The organism is Bacillus pretiosus (assembly GCF_052947655.1).
The window spans coordinates 295,505-312,739 of the sequence record NZ_JBRFUV010000002.1; the positions used below are offsets into that span (position 1 = coordinate 295,505).

Below are 17,235 nucleotides of genomic sequence, written 5' to 3' on the forward strand. Positions count from 1 at the left end.
ACTCTATAAGTTTGTCCACTTATTTTTTGGGTTCTAAGCCGATAGATCGTAAGATTTTATCTAACGTCACTGGCCCTACATTTTCTTTCGGTTTCTGATTTTCTTTGGCATCTGGACCCTTTTTCAAGAAGTTTTTCTCAATAAAACGAATATCTGTTTCATCTACAACACCATCTTGATTTATATCTCCATCTTTTACAGATACTTTTCCTTTTCCATATGACAGAGCTGCTATTCTAGCATCTTGAATATCCACCATTTTATCGCCGTTTACATCACCTGCAAGGTTATCATCCATGTCAGCTCTAAAGTTTTGTCCCACTAATTCTCCATCCTGCATTTTCCCTATTTTTGTTGTTAATTTACTATTTAAATGACCTGGCATTTCTACGAAAATATCATATTCTTTATCGCTCACTGGGACACTATGAATTTCAAATTGCCCGTTATCATTAATCGTTCCTGTATATTTCTTTCCGTCCTTGCCAACTGCATACACTTTTGCTCCTAGTTTTGTATAGTCTTTCTTACCTAAATACCCCTCTTCATTCAAGAAAGCTTCCGGACCAATATAACCTGTAACCGTTGAATGTTTCGAAACAATAGCAAAAGATTTATCTTTAAACACAGGAATCTCATTGCCTTCTGTTGCACCAACTTTTGTATAAGAGAACTTATCTACTCCAAATGCAGTTAACTCATTAAAGTATTCATCGCTCGTCATCTCGAATGTAACATCTAAAAATGGTGTATCTCCATCTAATCCTTTAAATTCTTTTCCTTCCAATGACGCGCCAACTTTCACCTTGTTTTCCCAAGCTCCTTCTTCACTTACCTTCGGATCTTCTAATTTAAGGTTCAGTCCATGTTGTTTTACATATTCCGTAAGTGCTGGATTTGGTTTCACATCTGTAAATTTAAAGAGCTGCTTGTAATAAGGAATTTCAAATGTACCTGACATAAGCTGTTTTACATTATTGAGATTCAAAGTTAACCTAATTTTTTCACCTAATTTTATTTTATCTTTGTCATAACTTGGAACAGCGTATTCTGTCCCTTCTTTTACAAAGACATAATCTTTATATCCAGTTGCCATATTCCCTGCAGTGGCAAGGTCATATCCAAATAATTTTAAATTTAATGGCTCATTTATTTCCTCTGGAAGTACTCCAAATTTAAAATCACCATTTGCTTGAATTGTATTCAACCAACCTGATGGGAAGGCTGAGTTTTGATAATATACGATTTGATTCGCTTTTTGATCATACTGCAGGCCTTTTTCCTTTAATGCATCTACTGTAGAATCATAAATATTACCATGCACCCATAATGCACGTTGACCGTCTTCTTCTTTAAACATGGAATCATTGACTTCGTGTATACCAGGTTCTACATCCTTAAATTTCATTTCAGGTATTACATTATCAATGATTATGCTATCGCCTTTTGTATACGATTTTCCTTCTTTATCATATCCAACGAAGTTCAATTCGTAATCTCCATCAGACAACATAACAGGTTTATCTCCAATTGGATGAGCTGGATCTCCTGTGAATGGAAGTACATACCCTCCCATACCAGAAAACATCATATACTCAACATTTGGTGTTAGACTACTTGCATTAAGTGTACCAACGACTCCTAGTGCCTTCCCTGTCTTTCGGTCCTTCACAACTGCATCAATGGTTTCAAGGGGACTATTTAATTTAAATGTCAACGGCGAACTTGGTCTTTCCATAAATGGATGGAATTTAGAAGCATCTGTTGCCATTGCATCTCTTAGTAAATCCACAGACGCAATCCCTTTTTCTGTGAATTTAACTGCAAATGGTACTTGATATACTTCTTTTTCATTGTTTTTATTTGAAATATGAATATAGCCCTCATATCTGCCAAATTCAGCGTTTTCCGGAATTATAATTTCAGGACTAATTTCCCCTGATGTACCAGGAGCTACTTTAATAGAATCTGGTACGTTTAGCTTCACACCATTCTTCGCTGCATCTTGCACACCTACACTTGTAGGTGAAAACTCTACTTCTAATTTAAATTCTTTCCCATCTGTTTTACTGCTGTTCTTAATTAACACTTTTCGGCTATCTTTAATAGGCCCAGTTTCAATTTGATTTTTATACCCAAATGCAATAGAACCTGTTTTTTCTTCAATTTCTACTTCTTCATCATCTACAACGTTTGATGTTTTATCGATAACCTCGATAGATGTATCTGCATGAACTGCACGATATGCATCAATTCTTCCTGATCCCACCTCAAATACAGAACGCTCTTCTTTTAAGTCAACTGCGGTATTCATAAGTGCTTCTTTTACTTCAAATGGACTATAATTTGGATGTTCTTGTAAAATGAGTGCCGCTACCCCCGCAGTATGAGGAGTTGCCATAGATGTACCTGACATACGTCCATACGCTACCGGATAATTTTCTCCATCCTTTGGATCATTAATATATTCCGGAACGGTTGAGAAGATAGACACACCTGGTGCTACAATATCTGGCTTAATATCATCTGTTTTAGTTGCAGGACCACGGGAGCTGAAATCAGCTAAGTGATCTCCCTCTGTTTTTATATTACTAAGTTCCCCAAACGCTAACGACACATCTCCTTGTACAGCTTTTGCTTTTAATTTCTCACCATCTCCTTTTGTTAAGCGGAACGATGGAATAGATGAAGTACTTTCTCCAAGATAACTTGTAATTTCCCCATCTACATTGTTATATACAATTACTGCCTTTGCGCCTGCTTCCTTAGCATTTTTAATTTTTTCATCAAATGTAATCTCACCGCGTTGGATAAGAGCTAACTTCCCTTTTACATCTTTCCCTGTAAAATCACCTGATTTCCCAAGCCCTGCATATACAACCGATAAGGATTGTCCTTTCAAATCTTCAATCTTATCAGTAAAACTTTTTCCAAGTAGCATCATCTTATCTACATGTACATCACCTGCATCGGCGGAAAACGTTGGAATAGTCATTGCAGCGTCACTGGCTCCAACTGTAATGGGAAGTGCTGCTGCACTAGGAGATCCAATGGTACCTTCTTCCGGACCACTATTACCAGCTGCTACTACTGTAACAACACCAGCTAACATCGCATTGTTCACTGCGACAGAAGTAGGATATAAAGGATCATTAATAGACGCTCCTAGTGATAAATTAATAACATCCATATCGTCTTTCACTGCTTTATCAATCGCAGCAAGAATACCACTTGTTTGTCCACTTCCATATGGACCTAATACGCGATATGAATATAAATCTACATCTGGGGCAATGCCCTTAACCGCATAATCTACATTATTTTTTTTGTCTGCAGCAATTGTCCCAGCTACATGCGTACCATGGGATGTATAATATGCACTTCCCTCATAAATCTCAGGATATCCCCCAGAATTTTGCCAATCCTTATACGTTGTCTCCATTGGATCAGCATCATTATTAACAAAGTCCCATCCTTTTATGGAGTTCGGATCTATTTTGCTTGAATCCTCACCTTGTTTTGCACGATACCCTTTATATGCATCTTTCAAATCCGGGTGGTTGTAATCAATACCTGTGTCCAGTACACCTACCTTAATTCCTTTACCTGTTATTTTTTCATCATGCAGCTTGTCCACACCAATTTGCGGTACACTATCTGCCATTTTCGGTTCAACAGCAGTCTTAGCTGTTTCTTTCGGCAAATCAATTTTAACCTCATGATCTTCCCATACGCGCTTAACGATACCGGTACGAACTAAGTCCTCAATCATATTCGCTGGTAAAGAAATCGCTACACCATTAAAAGCATTCTTATACTCTCTTGTTATTTTTGCAGATTTTACATTTGTCCCTTTCTCTTTATTCTTTTGCAGCTGTTCAAGCTCTGCTTTAAACCCTTTATGTGATGCCTCTACCTTTTGTTCCGCATTTGAAAGAGCTACCTTTTTCCCTTTAGCCGCTTGTTTTAATACCTCAATTTTGCTAGGTGCTTGCTTAAATTCTATAATCACATTCACATTATTAGGACTCGCTGTATTGATACCTGGCGAAATAACAAAACCTGGTTTTGCATCTAACGTTTTTAAGGCATTACGTTGTTCCTTTGTAAGACCTTTCAAGATAGCATTTGCATCATCAACTCCAGTTAAAGTAGATGTATTTACCTCTTCCGCTAATACGTTATATGGAATCCCTTGAGACAATAACATTCCAGCTGTTAACGTTCCAATAAGAATCTTTCCAAATTTCCCTCGTTTCATATTGCATCTCCCCATTTTTAATATTATTTTTTGAAACAAATTGATTCTTAAATTCCCATTTAGCATTGGAAACTCTATTAATCTTAATCTTTTGTATCATGAAAGATTTCCAACACTACTACCATCCCCATACCTCATATAGCTAATCACTCACTTTACTCTTTCTATAAGAGCCCCCCATCATTTATTTTCAACAAAATATTTTTACAAAATGAATTATTAACAAGGTTAAAATGTAATTCTATTTTTATTATTCCACATTTAGATTATTCTGAAAATTAAACAAAAGGAGTATCTTTTCTCTAAGGATTCTATGCCTACATAGTACAAAAGAACTATCTTGCCTTTATTCTTTGTGATACAGAATAAAGCAACACGATAGTTCTTTGAAAGATTTCTTATTTAATCTAGCGGAACCAATTGATTTCGGACTGCATAAATCACTGCTTGCGATCGACTTTTCACATTTAGCTTTTTAAAAATTTTATTGATGTGAATTTTAACTGTTTTATCACTAATATATAAAACTTCAGCAATCTCTTTATTACTAAGTCCTTTTACTAGTTCAAAGAGAATTTCCTTTTCACGTTCCGTCAGTTCATTTTCATTTGATTCTACTTTCATTTTTTGCTGATGATATGTAATTAATTTTTTAGTCATACGCGGATGAATAACGGAATCGCCTCGATATAACATTCGAATTGCTGCTACTACCTGCTCTGATGAGGAATCCTTCAATAAATAACCATCAGCACCGGCCTGGAGTGCATCCATTAAATACTCATCATGCTCATACATTGTAAACACAAGTACTCGGCAATTTGGATATTTTTTTTTCACTAACTCGGTAGCTTCAATCCCATTTTTCCCTGGAAGGTTAATATCCATCAAAATACAATCTGGTCCGCATTCTTCTACTTTTCCCAATACTTCATCCCCAGAGCTAGCTTCTCCAACCACTTTCATATCAGATTCATCCTCTAGTATGCTCCGAATTGCATCCCGTAAAAAAGCATGATCATCTACTACTAATATTTTAATCATTTTACGCACCCCTTGTTTGTGAATCTGGAATTAACAGTGTAATTTCTGTCCCTTTCCCTACAGAACTATCAATCTGTAAAGTAGCCCCTAATTGTTCAGCTTGTTCATTCATATGTAATATACCATAATGTGGCTCATTCTTCGTTTTAACCATAGACTCAAACAGTGAAAAGCCAACTCCATTATCCTTAACCCTTAAAAGCACGTGCTCACTTTGATAACTGAGTAAAACATCAGCCTTTTTTGCTTGTGCATGTTTTACAATGTTTTGCAAACTCTCTTGTAATGTATCAAATATCACTCTTTCTTTTGAAAAGCTAAGCGCACGTGCATGACCTCTTTCATGATAGGTAATGTCTAGTTCATATTCTTGTTTTAAAGATTTTATTTTACTTGCTATCGCCTGCTTAAAACCTAATTGTTGTGTCGGATATGGTTTTAAAGCATAAATAGAATAGCGAACTTCTCCTAGGCTTCCTCTTAAATCTTTTATGTTTTTCTCAACTACTTGCTGCATATCTTTTGGTTTATCACGGTATTTTTTCTGCGCGGATTCTAGTTGGAATATCACCCCGGCTAATGTTTGCGCAATACCATCGTGAATTTCACGGGCGATTCTATTTCTTTCTTCTAAGATCATTCTTTTTTCCTGTTCAGAAATCAATATCCTTGTTTTAACAACGTTAGCTAATTGGTTAGAAAATGTAGCTAACGACTGTACATCTTCCGGAAAGAAACCCGCATTTCTACTTTTCCCTGCAACAAACATTCCGACTAATTCATCATTTACTATAAGAGGAAAATATACAAGTGAGCGTATAACACTATCAAATATTTCATCTCCAGGAGCCGTACCAACTTTCCAATCATTAAATACAAGATTTTTAGAGATTCCTTCAAACGCCCTAAATTTTTCTGAATCATCAGATATATAGGAGCGGACTTTCCCATCTTTTAATAGAATATTCCAGTTCCCATCATCTTTTGTCCATATTACATATGCTTGTATGCCAAAAAAACCTTTGAGTGCTTGTTTAATATGTTTCAAGTTTCCTCCGGTTAATCCTCGACTAATTTCGGTCGTAATAAGAAATAACTCATATAATCGTTCCTTTTCCATCCTTATCCGTACAGAAAAAGAACTTATCACTGAAGTTGCTACAAGTGGAAAAAAGAAAAACAGTACTGTAATCTCGTTTACTTCCACACTATATGTACTAATTAATACGTGCATCAGTGCCGCATAGGAGAAACCAAAAGTTTCGCAAAGAAATACCGTTACAGTTTTTTTATACCACTGATAAATTGAATATGGCTGCGGAAGAAGTATCATTAACAAATCGTAAAAGCGATTGTTGAAAAAACAAAAAAATACACAAAATAATAATAAAGATATTAAATTTCCATACAGAACCGACATATCTATTTTATTAATTAATAAGGACATACATTTGTTTGAGAGCCATTCGGCCAAGATCAAACTAAGTGCATGCTGAGTACTATTAAATAACATTCTTTGTATCGGTGAACGGCGATGCAGATGAATAATTAGCGTAACGAGTACAATAGCAACAATAGTTATATGGATTCCAAACTGCCAATTCATTGCGTAAATGATCGGAAAGGTAAGCGAGCTAGTTCCTCTCCAAAATCTTACGGGAAAATACTCTGCGATCCCCATAAATAGTAACAACAATATTAGTATTGTTGGATGAGAAGGGATTTTAATTTCAAGTAAAGATATAGTTATAGTAACCAAACCAAGAAAAGAAATAAAATAAAGATAAGAACTAGCAATCTTTTCTCTCATAAAGATAGAATTTACATCTTTCAAAACAACCCCTTCTTTCTTTATAAAAACTTTATTTTCTCTATTATCCAATAAAAAACCGGCACTGGCAAAATGGAAGAGCATCCACTAGCCAATCACCGGCTGTGTACTGCACCTAAAAAGGCAAGACACAATACTAGTATAAATCAGTTCATAAAATTTACCCACTAGCCAAATGGTGTAATTGTACATACTTTTAGACTTATATCTACTAGTACAAAAGATATATACAAAAATAGAATTTTGATTCACTAAATCAATTCTAAAAAAAATAGAAAGGCAACCGTAAATACCTACCTATTGATTTTATCCAAGTCTAATTAATATATCGTTTGATTATTGGTAGAAAAATCAAAGATGCCCCCTAATTTCAGAAAGAAACCTCCTTTTTCTTTTAGTTATTTGCGTGTCCCGAATGTAACAGCAAGGAATTTATATATCCGCGTTTTGGTGTACTTTCATTTGAAATGCAAATACCAATACATTGCAACTTCATCGCTTTCTTCATGTATTCCTTTATAGATAAAAAAGTCGAACCCACCTATTACAAACCCACATTTTTCATAGAACTTACATGCTGCTACATTATTATTTTGTGTTTCAAGCATTAAACCTGGCATATTATTTTCTTTTGCCCACTGTGTTGCTTGCTCAATTAACCTTCTACCAACTCCAAGTGAACGATATTTTTTATCCACCTTTATATCTTCTATGTAAGCATAGTGATTCCAATTCTTTTTCAATACCATTACTCCTATAATTTGATCATGTAAAATTGCTATGTAAATTACTTGATCAGGCTTATTTATATATTCAGTGTAGGCTAATTCATCATTATATTGATCTTGTAAATAACTTTTCTCATAACTTGGAACGTCTTCTACTGTATATTCTATTTGCTTATTTACTTTTGAAAGAGAAAGAATTAACCGAGAGTCTACTATAAAACTATCATCAATCTCCGGTAAATTGTCTAAATCATCTACTTCTAATTCTCTAATTAAAAGGTTCATCGTATTCTCCTTTACGTGGGACCTCCAATTCATATTATTCCCCCTAGTTCTTTCCATGTCCCTTATTCAATTCTAATTTACTAACTGATTAGCGTTATTGCAAATGAAGATAATAAAACCGCATCTCCAAATGTTAGATAACTATCTAATACATTGGAGATGCGGTTCACTTAGGTCATTAATGTTTCAGCTATTCTCTTTATTTAAAAATTACATCTACCATACTAATTTAATATTATATTCCTGAAGCCAACTATTAACTTGAAGTAAATAATCTATTATACCTCGTGCATCATTACCTGAAATTACTTCGTCTTTTCCTTCTGCAATAGCACGAACTCTTTCTACATTAATTAATGGCAAAATAGGTGATTCAGGATTGTTCAACACATGCAACATCCAATCACTAATACCTTGTAGATAAGAGGCATCCTTAGTGCTTGGATATGCACTTTTTTTGCGATAACGTACATCCTCTGGAAGTACATTTTCAAAAGCTCTACGTAAAATACCTTTTTCAATATTGTCTATGCTTTTCATTTCGAATGGGACATTCCATAGGTATTCTACAAGCCGGTAATCGCAAAATGGAACTCGTACTTCAAAGCCATTCATCATACTTGTGCGATCTTTTCGTTCTAGCATAAATGGCAAGAAACGTGTAATAAACATGTAAGACATTTGACGTTGCTTCATTTGCAGATTACTTTCACCTTCTAAAAAGGGAACCTCAGCAACTGCATCTTCAAATTTTTGTTTTTGATATTTTTCAGGGCTAATCTTCGCTTTAAAATCCTCTGATAAAATTTCTGTACTATACCATAAATTAACACTCCAAGGGAATATCTCTGCATCTAGAAACTTCTCTTGATGGAACCATGGATACCCTGAGAATACTTCATCTGCGGATTCGCCTGAAAGTGCAACTGTTGCGTCTTTTTTCATTTCCTTAAATAGCAAATAAAGAGACGTTTCTAGTTCTCCAACTCCAGGTAGATCACGCGCTCGCATTGGAGTTAATAAATGCTCTATTAAACTATCTGATCCCAACTCTATAGAGTGATGCTTTGTTCCTACATATTCAGCCACACGTTTCACCCAAGGTTCATCACGATCGAAACGAAGGAAGTCTTGCTCAAAGTCTTTTTCATCATTGATGAAATTCAGGGAATATGTATGAAGGTGTTCCCCTTTATTCCCAAATTCGTTTCCTGCTAAACCTGTTAGACCACTTGAATCTAAACCTCCGGAAAGCATAGATACCACTGGTCTATCAGCAATTAACTGACGTTTAACCGTATCTTGTAAAATGGAGCGGATTGTCTCCACTGTCATATCAATATCATCTATATGGTTTTTACTTTCAAGTTTCCAATACTGTGTCGTATCCGAGCCATTAGAGGTAAACGTCATATAATGGCCAGCACGCACTTCGTGTATATCCTTGAAAATCGCATGACCTGGGGTACGTGTTGGTCCAAGACAAAATATCTCAGAAAGTCCTTCTTTATCTACTTCTGCATCTACAAGTGGGTGCGAAAGTAAAACTTTTAACTCTGAACCAAAGAGAATTGCACTCCCTCTTTGAGCGAAAAACAAAGGCTTCACACCTAGATGATCACGACCAAGCATCAATTTCCCAAATCTTTCATCCCAAATACCAAAAGCAAAAATTCCATTTAAGTGTTGAACACAATCTTCTTGCCATTCTAAATAGGCATGTAGTAATACCTCTGTATCAGACTTTGTCTGAAATTCATGACCTTTCTCCTCAAGTTCTTTACGTAATTCTTGATAGTTATAAATTTCTCCATTGAACGTAAGACCAATCGTATCATTTCCATCTTTATACAGCATAGGTTGAAGGCCACCTTCAGGATCAATAACGATGAGACGTCGATGACCTAATGCCGCTCGTTTTGAAAACCAATGCCCCTCTGCATCAGGTCCTCGGTGAATGATAGCATCTGTCATTTTTTTTAACGTTTCTTGTTCATTAGACAAATCTTTAGACCAGTCTATCCACCCTGCAATTCCACACATAGTGTCTACCTTCTCTCAAATAGTATAGAAACCGACTAAAATCAAATACCAGTCGGTTTTTCATAAAAAAAATCCGACTAAAAACATCTTTTAGTCATGTTTATATAATAAAATGAATTGAGTAAAAAATCAAATTATTCAATCGGTGAGGAGATCGCCGTCTCCTTTCACTTGAATTCTCATCATCCAATTAATAACCTATGATCTCATACTCTCATTTCTATTCTTAAGATGTAAAATCGTATTCTATTATGGTTATATACTAGATATAGGAATGATGTGTGTTATTCTATAAGAAGCAACTAGAGGACTTTCTATTAGGCGTTAATAAATGACAAATAGACTGATAGAGAATGTAATGACAGAAAACTTCGCTAAATATCTCAAGGATAGGGTGTAGACGATGATAAAATTAGAAAAAGAAAATAAAAAAATGAAAATCATTCAATCTGCCACAATACTGTTCTCTACGCGTGGTGTCCGTAACACAACGGTTGATGAAATTGCAAAGAAAGCTAAAGTTGGTAAAGGAACTATTTATTATTACTATACAGATAAAACTCAAATATTATGTGACTGCTATATGCGTCATATTCAACTTAAACGCTCACAATTATTTGATTTATATAAAGAGGAAAAGGATGTTTTACTTCGAATACAAAAAACCCTTCATTATATCAGCCTAGAATATCATCAAGACCCATTTGTTTCTACACTCTTTCAAGAATATAAAGAATACCATTCACCTGAAATTATAGCTTGTTTTAAAAAATCTGAAGAAGAAGCAATTAAAATGATAAGTAATTTGCTTGAAAAAGGTTATCAGCAAGGGGCTTTTCATAAGGTACCATTACCGCTAACAGCTTTTTTGTTAGTGCGAATAATTTTTAACTATGAACAGGATTATATGAAAGATGATAAAAGTGATAAAGAATTTCTGCAGTTGCTAAAGCATATGCTTCTTAAAAACTAGTTTTAACCACATACAAAAAAATAATTGTGGTACAAATATATGAATAAGCAAACCGCCTAAAAGGGTGGTCTTTTTTTGGCTTTAAATCAATTACTTCTTAATTTCTAATTTAAGAGCAAAAGCTAAATTAGAAATTGCTCTGAACTTCCAACGATGATAAATACATTCAACCATTCCAATTTCGCTATAGACCATATAATCACATACAGATTCTTCTAAATAACGCTTATTAATAATCTCCCTCTGTATCTTACCAGTACAGCCATGATCTAAGAGGCTTAAAAACTAATCAATACAAAATGACATTAACTCCAGCCACTCTTCATGCTCACTTTGTTGCAAATTAGCAATCGCTATATCCTCCAAAGCCTTTCCAACATTATGTATAGGGCCATGTTCTCTCCTTTCATAAGGAGGAGTGACTTTCATTTCCTTACAAATCATTCCTAACTGTTTATATAAGAACACCCTCTAACTTCTCTTGCGTTGATGCTCTATCGATTTTTGGTAAGAAAGATAATTGTTTAATCATGTAAAAGCACTCCTTTTTATTTTAAAATCACTTTTGTCTTAACGCTTCGCGTCTACGTTCATAATAAGGACTATGCATCCTCATTCCCCCCCATTTCACGAGTACTTAATTTCTCTTTTTGTTTTTTCTTCTTTCTTTTCTTGGATTGCTTTTTCACTCACGTAACTGATCTCTTAGTACCTTCATTTTCCCATCTCTCTTTTCAAAATAAAAAGAACACCTATTCCTAAAACAACTTTCATTGCTGCTTTAATGAATTGATGTCCTCTAGTTTTCTAGTCGGACTATATAATATCCCTTTAAAATCCCTCTTCTAAAATTTATTAATTTCTTTTGATTAACTTTATCACTCATGCATGACAACTATGATTTTCTTTTTTCAACATAATATTCAGTTTTATCTATTGTTTGATTTAGCTAATTCTCATTTTGGCTATTTTAATTTATTTTTTTAAATTCCCCATTTGATAATTTCAAACTACAAGCGTATGAATATTATTAGTATTTTTAAACAAAATAAAAATTACACAAAACATTTTCATTATTTTAAAATTTATCTACATCATGTAAATTCTCAAAAAATCCTCCCGTAAATCTATGTTTTCCACCTCGGCGTAATATTTTTTCTAGATCATCCATATCTTCCGAAGGAAATACAGGAATAGGCACGGTATTTATATTCTCCATGTACTCAGGTAATAACGACCTTAACGCGATATCCATTCTTATTTCGCCCGCACGCATTAAAGTATTAATCTCACTATCATGAAAGCTGTCTAAATCAGTGCGAAGACCAGCTAACAGACTTTCAACATCCTTAGAACGATTTGGTAATTTATAATCAGGTAAAGGAGTTTTATCATTATAAAAAGGATTATTATTTTTTTCGAATAATGATTGAATAGGTTTACTAAGAATAAGTTGCAATCCTGGGTATATTTTGGAATCTAAGGTTTTTAATAATCTTCTCCTTAAAACTACAATTTGACTATTAGATGTATCTAAAATCCGTTTAGTTAATTCAAAATGTGAAGGTATTTCATCTTCTTTCCAAAATTTTTCAGATGCAGAAGCGTCTAAAACAAGGTAAATTTCATCAATACCTGCGTCTGGATCAGGAATAAATTTCATAGGCTCTTTTCTATGTTTTGTATTTGAAGGGGAGCTACTGTTTTTGTTCTCACCATCTGATATTAATATCGGCTCAGTCCCGATATTATCAAATACTCCTCCATCAGAAAACCAAAGTGTGTCAAATTTCAACAAAGGATTCCCCTGCATTCTATTTTCTGGATCACTAAAATTTCTTCCCTCTAATGATAGTGATATAGGTGCGAATAAAACTGGAAAAGCAGCTGAGGTCCCAACAGCATAAGAAACTGTAATATCATCAAAATCATTTGATTTTCCAATAAGTGTTCCATATATTTCTTGATTGGAAAAATAAAACATCCTCATCGTATCTAAACATGTTGTATTACAGTACCATTTTATAGGGGAATTTTCTAATTCCTTCATTCTTACCCCTTCACATAAATATTTATCTAACATTGTCGGAAAGGCCTTGCTGCATTTTTCACGAATAGATTTGAAAGATAACGCTTGTTTTGTAAACGAATTCGTGAGTAACTTGGTACGAAGATCTATTTGTCCTAACTTTACCAATGGATTCACTACGCGTTCTTCAAAATCATTTACATTACGGAATGATCCACCTTTATGCAATGCAAGCATAATAGCGGCGGCAGTAATGCTGCCACCTGAAACAGAACTAATACTATTTACACAATGATCTAGCTTGCATTCAACTAAACGTTTATATCCCCCTAATGCATAAAAAGTCGCTCTAAACCCACCTCCAGAAAACGCTAATTTCAATTCCTTCTTCATCTATGATTCCTCCTTAACTCTTCCACCCATAAAGTTCGAGTAAAGTTATGCAAAACGTTTAAATATAAAATAATTATTAGTAATAAAGTAATTCATGGAATGTATCACTTACATGTGATACATTCCATTCGAAAAATTGGAAATTAGTTTTGTTTTTTTCTGATATTCAAATCTCTATCTGTACTCTGTCCCATGATACGTAATAAATCCTACAGGGCGATAAGTAAAGTGTATTACCACATACCCAGGATTCCCTTCGCTTGGAGTCGCAGTAGTTTTATCTAAATACTCACCTTGTAATTCAATTTCTTCTCCCTCTTCTAAATCTGGGATACGATTTCGTATTCCTAAATTATCCCCATAACGAATTGCACAAAATACTATCGTATCGATGGTTAATGATTCTGGTAATCCATGGGCATCAATAAGTTCTACTTGATCAACTATAATATGTTGATGAGTACCCCCTTGAGGGTTTGTATCATCTTCTTCCACTTGTTTTATGATTCCTTTAACATGTACAATAGGACCGTGATGTGATAATGGATGACGATGATGCTCCATAGGATGGTCAGCTAAAGTGTGACCATAATGAGGATGGCGTTTTAAATTTCCAATCATAATTCTACCTTCAAATGTTATTATGGATATTGCTCTTTCCTGAACAATCTTTTGTATGTTATATCAAAATTATTCATTTTTTATTTATATTAGTATAAGTAGAAATTTAAAGAATACCTTTTAAAATAGCGTTTTCATTCAGCTTTATAGAGCGAATTTCATATTTTTGTACAAGCACTTTTCCTTTTTGATAAATAGAATATATTGATACCTCGAAAAAGGAGAGTAAGATAAAGATGGCTGATTACTTTTACAATGATAGTAAAAAATGTTATAAAAAACGGTCGGATTCTGAACAGCAAAAAGCTTCTTGCTCCATTGCAACACATACGATATCTGGTACTGGGATTAATTTAAATGGAAATATACTACTAGATATTTTTGTTCCCCCTAACTCAACAATCACTGCATTTGAAGATTTCACTAACAACCATAATAAAGCATTACTTCAATTTTTTGTTATTGGTGGTCTCCCTCCTGTTACAGTAACCATTGTGACAAGGAATTCTTCTAGACCAATTACTGTTACTTTGGAGGCGCTTGATACTAGAATATTTCAAGTAGAAGATTTTAAAAGTCTTATTTTCACAAATGCAACTAACGAAAATGGTGGTGTTAGTATATTCGTTGAAAAAACATTCTGTATTTGCTGTAATAGTGAAAGCAACTCTTGCGATAAATATTACAGTTGATTAAGTATGTAGTAATTATCTTATGCTATTTTCTAAAGGGCACTTATACAAAGTGCTCTTTTTCTCTTGTTATGAAATAAAGACTTCACATACATTAAAATCTTAAGTTGATGGACATGTGGCGGACCCCTACTAATATTCTTGCTTTTAAATCATTTTCAGTATATTATATTCATATGGTAATATAGGAATTATGATATACATAAAGGGATCAAATCTATTTGTAAGATTTAAATCCTTTTCACAGATAAAAAAATTTCACCAAAACGTAATATAACTTATACTTGTCTTTTTAAGATGTATCTAATAAAAACGCATTTTTTATCAATAAAATTGTGTTTTCAATATAAATGAGTACTTTTAAATAGAAGTTTATTTACTTTCAATGATAGGAATTAGTGTTCTAAAATATAGATAAATAAGGCACCATACATAGTACCTGACAAACTTGAGAGGTTTTGTATGTATTTTGCTCATCACAGATACAACAAAAGAGCCTTACCTATCAAGGCAAGACTCTACTAGTTTAGTTATATAATTTTTACATAACAACTAAGAAACTAAAAACATATAACACCAAGTAGCAGAACCCTAATATTCCTCCTACAGCTAATACCTGTTTAGCCCAACTTTTAATTTTCAGATTACTGTAAATCACTTGTACTCTTTCCATATTTCCTCCTATTATGGCGAACCCTTAAAGACTCTCACCTCCGTATGGTACCATTAAAGAATGACTAGTAGAGATATAATTTTTGTCTAAACGTATAAATATGCAATATTGCATACAAAAATGTATTGTTATAAATGTAAGCGCTTACTATAATAAGGTTATAAAGATTCAACACATCTTAATACAAAAACAGAGGAGCGAATAATATGGAAATCGCAATGGCAGTTTTAAAATTTATAGGTGGAGCAATACCATTAATTCAAGAACTTCTAAAAGCATTTATGTAATTCCATGGTTTAGCAATTTTTTATAAATATTATCATACAAATGATCTGTATATCAAAGATAAATTGATTTACAGATCATTTGCGTGATTAAGGTCCCTATAACATGATTGAGGGGCTTTTTAAATTTTTAAATACTTACGATTACGTCACATCAAAATCAAGTTAGCAAAACAAAATGAAACATACGCCAACCATTCCTATGATTCTACAAAAAGAATAGCGTATTTTTCATTTTGGAGCATTTTAAAACTTTAACTCGATGATAATGAGGTAAAAGTTGTGATTTAGAGATACGATCAGATTATACAAAGATACCCCACCGATATGTGGAAGATTAAGAATACACTTGCGAAATTGAAATGATTGAATTAAAAAATTTGATATTTTCATTATTGCATAGGTTTCCTTTTAAATGATATACGTCGACTTTACCATCGATAAGCAATGACTAATGTCTCCTATTCAATCGTAAAGATCACCCATGCCATGTTCTAAAGGAACCCTCTTGGCTAAAACGATAAAAATAAAGAGAGACACTTGTCCCCCTCTCCATAAGTACTTGTATTTTTAGATTTTAAATCATGCCTTTTAATATTAAACCCAAAACCGACATAGTGATTGCGCTAATAATAATTCGTAGAATCCAAGTTGTATTCAGGCTAATCTTTTCTAATTGCTTATTAATTGTAGCTATGTCCTTCTCATTAATTGTTGTGCGAGTTTCTAAATTACGAATATCTCGCATAATTTCTTTTTGTTCTGCTTTTAAATTGTCAATTTTTACATAAACATCTTCCAATACGTTCACACCCTTTTATAATCGTAATAAAGCAATCTTTACATGATATGAGACAACCTTATTCTTGGTGAATTCATTGCAGGAAATTCCATACAAAATCCGTATTTTGTTAAAAATAAAAAAGAGAAAGTTTCCCCTCTTTAAATACATAAAACTTGATTTTATCCAGCTTTATCATTAATACCATTGATTTGTTGCTTTAATTTTAATCCACTTAACTTGCGTCCTATTTGAATTGAAGGTCTCTCAACTGAATAATACGTAATGCTATAAACTGTTTTTATGAGGATTTCGTATAAGTATGATTTAACTGATTAAGGCTATTTTCAAAGACGACATATCAGCGATAATTTTTGTCTATTCTATATAAGTGTTAGCATTTATATATATCTTCTATTTGTCTTAGTTTCTTATATTCACTAAATTCCAATTCCTCTTCTTTTAAATCAATTACATAAAAATGAGCATGATCTGGATTAATGGTATCGCAGCTTTTATCTTCCTTTTATTCTTTATCCTCAACATGCGCGATTTTAAAAAGAAAAACTACAGGACCTCATAACAATAGGAGTTGAT

At 33.5% G+C, this 17,235-nt stretch carries 10 protein-coding genes and 3 pseudogenes; 3 read left to right on the forward strand and 10 right to left on the reverse strand.

Features of this window, described 5'->3' with window-relative positions; genetic code table 11:
- Nucleotides 1–19 precede the first annotated feature (19 nt).
- The 5 genes from ACU8YW_RS28555 to asnB all read right to left on the reverse strand — a co-directional run bounded on the left by ACU8YW_RS28555 (nucleotide 20) and on the right by asnB (nucleotide 10,192).
- Nucleotides 20–4,261, reverse strand: a complete 4,242-nt coding sequence (locus tag ACU8YW_RS28555; RefSeq protein ID WP_446894125.1) for a S8 family serine peptidase — start codon at nucleotides 4,259–4,261, stop codon at nucleotides 20–22.
- A gap of 402 nt (nucleotides 4,262–4,663) precedes the next feature.
- Nucleotides 4,664–5,305, reverse strand: a complete 642-nt coding sequence (locus ACU8YW_RS28560; RefSeq protein WP_088123113.1) for a response regulator — start codon at nucleotides 5,303–5,305, stop codon at nucleotides 4,664–4,666.
- Between the two features lies 1 nt (nucleotide 5,306).
- On the reverse strand, nucleotides 5,307–7,139 hold the full coding sequence (locus ACU8YW_RS28565; RefSeq protein ID WP_427325535.1) for a GAF domain-containing sensor histidine kinase: 1,833 nt from the start codon (nucleotides 7,137–7,139) through the stop codon (nucleotides 5,307–5,309).
- Between the two features lie 455 nt (nucleotides 7,140–7,594).
- The gene (gene satA / locus ACU8YW_RS28570) at nucleotides 7,595–8,149 is read right to left on the reverse strand and encodes a streptothricin N-acetyltransferase SatA (RefSeq protein ID WP_262750244.1); all 555 of its coding nucleotides are present in this window, start codon (nucleotides 8,147–8,149) and stop codon (nucleotides 7,595–7,597) included.
- Nucleotides 8,150–8,365: 216 nt separating this feature from the next.
- Nucleotides 8,366–10,192, reverse strand: a complete 1,827-nt coding sequence (gene asnB / locus ACU8YW_RS28575) for an asparagine synthase (glutamine-hydrolyzing) (RefSeq protein ID WP_097892063.1) — start codon at nucleotides 10,190–10,192, stop codon at nucleotides 8,366–8,368.
- A 403-nt stretch (nucleotides 10,193–10,595) separates the two neighbouring features.
- Between asnB and ACU8YW_RS28580 the strand changes: the two genes are divergently transcribed.
- Nucleotides 10,596–11,165 carry a TetR/AcrR family transcriptional regulator gene (locus ACU8YW_RS28580; RefSeq protein ID WP_446894126.1) on the forward strand — a complete coding sequence of 190 codons (570 nt, stop codon included), beginning with the start codon at nucleotides 10,596–10,598 and terminating at the stop codon, nucleotides 11,163–11,165.
- A 90-nt stretch (nucleotides 11,166–11,255) separates the two neighbouring features.
- On the opposite strand, the pseudogene ACU8YW_RS28585 reads toward ACU8YW_RS28580, so the two are convergent.
- The 3 genes and pseudogenes from ACU8YW_RS28585 to ACU8YW_RS28595 all read right to left on the reverse strand — a co-directional run bounded on the left by ACU8YW_RS28585 (nucleotide 11,256) and on the right by ACU8YW_RS28595 (nucleotide 14,208).
- A pseudogene (locus ACU8YW_RS28585) lies at nucleotides 11,256–11,697 on the reverse strand (ArpU family phage packaging/lysis transcriptional regulator).
- Nucleotides 11,698–12,243: 546 nt separating this feature from the next.
- Nucleotides 12,244–13,587 carry a patatin-like phospholipase family protein gene (locus tag ACU8YW_RS28590; protein ID WP_227557858.1) on the reverse strand — a complete coding sequence of 448 codons (1,344 nt, stop codon included), beginning with the start codon at nucleotides 13,585–13,587 and terminating at the stop codon, nucleotides 12,244–12,246.
- A gap of 174 nt (nucleotides 13,588–13,761) precedes the next feature.
- Complete coding sequence (locus ACU8YW_RS28595) at nucleotides 13,762–14,208, reverse strand: hypothetical protein (protein ID WP_427325538.1); 447 nt, start codon at nucleotides 14,206–14,208, stop codon at nucleotides 13,762–13,764.
- Between the two features lie 236 nt (nucleotides 14,209–14,444).
- Between ACU8YW_RS28595 and ACU8YW_RS28600 the strand changes: the two genes are divergently transcribed.
- Nucleotides 14,445–14,900, forward strand: a complete 456-nt coding sequence (locus ACU8YW_RS28600; RefSeq protein WP_088123109.1) for an exosporium protein D — start codon at nucleotides 14,445–14,447, stop codon at nucleotides 14,898–14,900.
- Nucleotides 14,901–15,673: 773 nt separating this feature from the next.
- Nucleotides 15,674–15,860, forward strand: a pseudogene (locus ACU8YW_RS28605) (hypothetical protein).
- A 574-nt stretch (nucleotides 15,861–16,434) separates the two neighbouring features.
- Here the strand turns inward: ACU8YW_RS28605 and ACU8YW_RS28610 are convergent.
- Together ACU8YW_RS28610 and ACU8YW_RS28615 are read right to left on the reverse strand one after the other, a co-directional pair.
- Nucleotides 16,435–16,659: a hypothetical protein gene (locus tag ACU8YW_RS28610; RefSeq protein WP_088062870.1), complete on the reverse strand. Its 225-nt coding sequence runs from the start codon at nucleotides 16,657–16,659 to the stop codon at nucleotides 16,435–16,437.
- 385 nt (nucleotides 16,660–17,044) lie between these two features.
- Nucleotides 17,045–17,152, reverse strand: a pseudogene (locus tag ACU8YW_RS28615) (cell division protein FtsK); the annotation flags it as partial.
- Between the last annotated feature and the right edge of the window lie 83 nt (nucleotides 17,153–17,235).

Excerpts from the sequence above, each read along its gene's own strand:
- asnB (WP_097892063.1), bottom strand. The coding sequence starts at position 10,192 with ATGTGTGGAATTGCAGGGTGGATAGACTGGTCTAAAGATTTGTCTAAT.
- ACU8YW_RS28590 (WP_227557858.1), bottom strand. The coding sequence starts at position 13,587 with ATGAAGAAGGAATTGAAATTAGCGTTTTCTGGAGGTGGGTTTAGAGCG.
- ACU8YW_RS28600 (WP_088123109.1), top strand. The coding sequence starts at position 14,445 with ATGGCTGATTACTTTTACAATGATAGTAAAAAATGTTATAAAAAACGG.
- ACU8YW_RS28580 (WP_446894126.1), top strand. The coding sequence starts at position 10,596 with ATGATAAAATTAGAAAAAGAAAATAAAAAAATGAAAATCATTCAATCT.
- ACU8YW_RS28555 (WP_446894125.1), bottom strand. The coding sequence starts at position 4,261 with ATGAAACGAGGGAAATTTGGAAAGATTCTTATTGGAACGTTAACAGCT.
- ACU8YW_RS28595 (WP_427325538.1), bottom strand. The coding sequence starts at position 14,208 with ATGATTGGAAATTTAAAACGCCATCCTCATTATGGTCACACTTTAGCT.
- ACU8YW_RS28560 (WP_088123113.1), bottom strand. The coding sequence starts at position 5,305 with ATGATTAAAATATTAGTAGTAGATGATCATGCTTTTTTACGGGATGCA.
- satA (WP_262750244.1), bottom strand. The coding sequence starts at position 8,149 with ATGAACCTTTTAATTAGAGAATTAGAAGTAGATGATTTAGACAATTTA.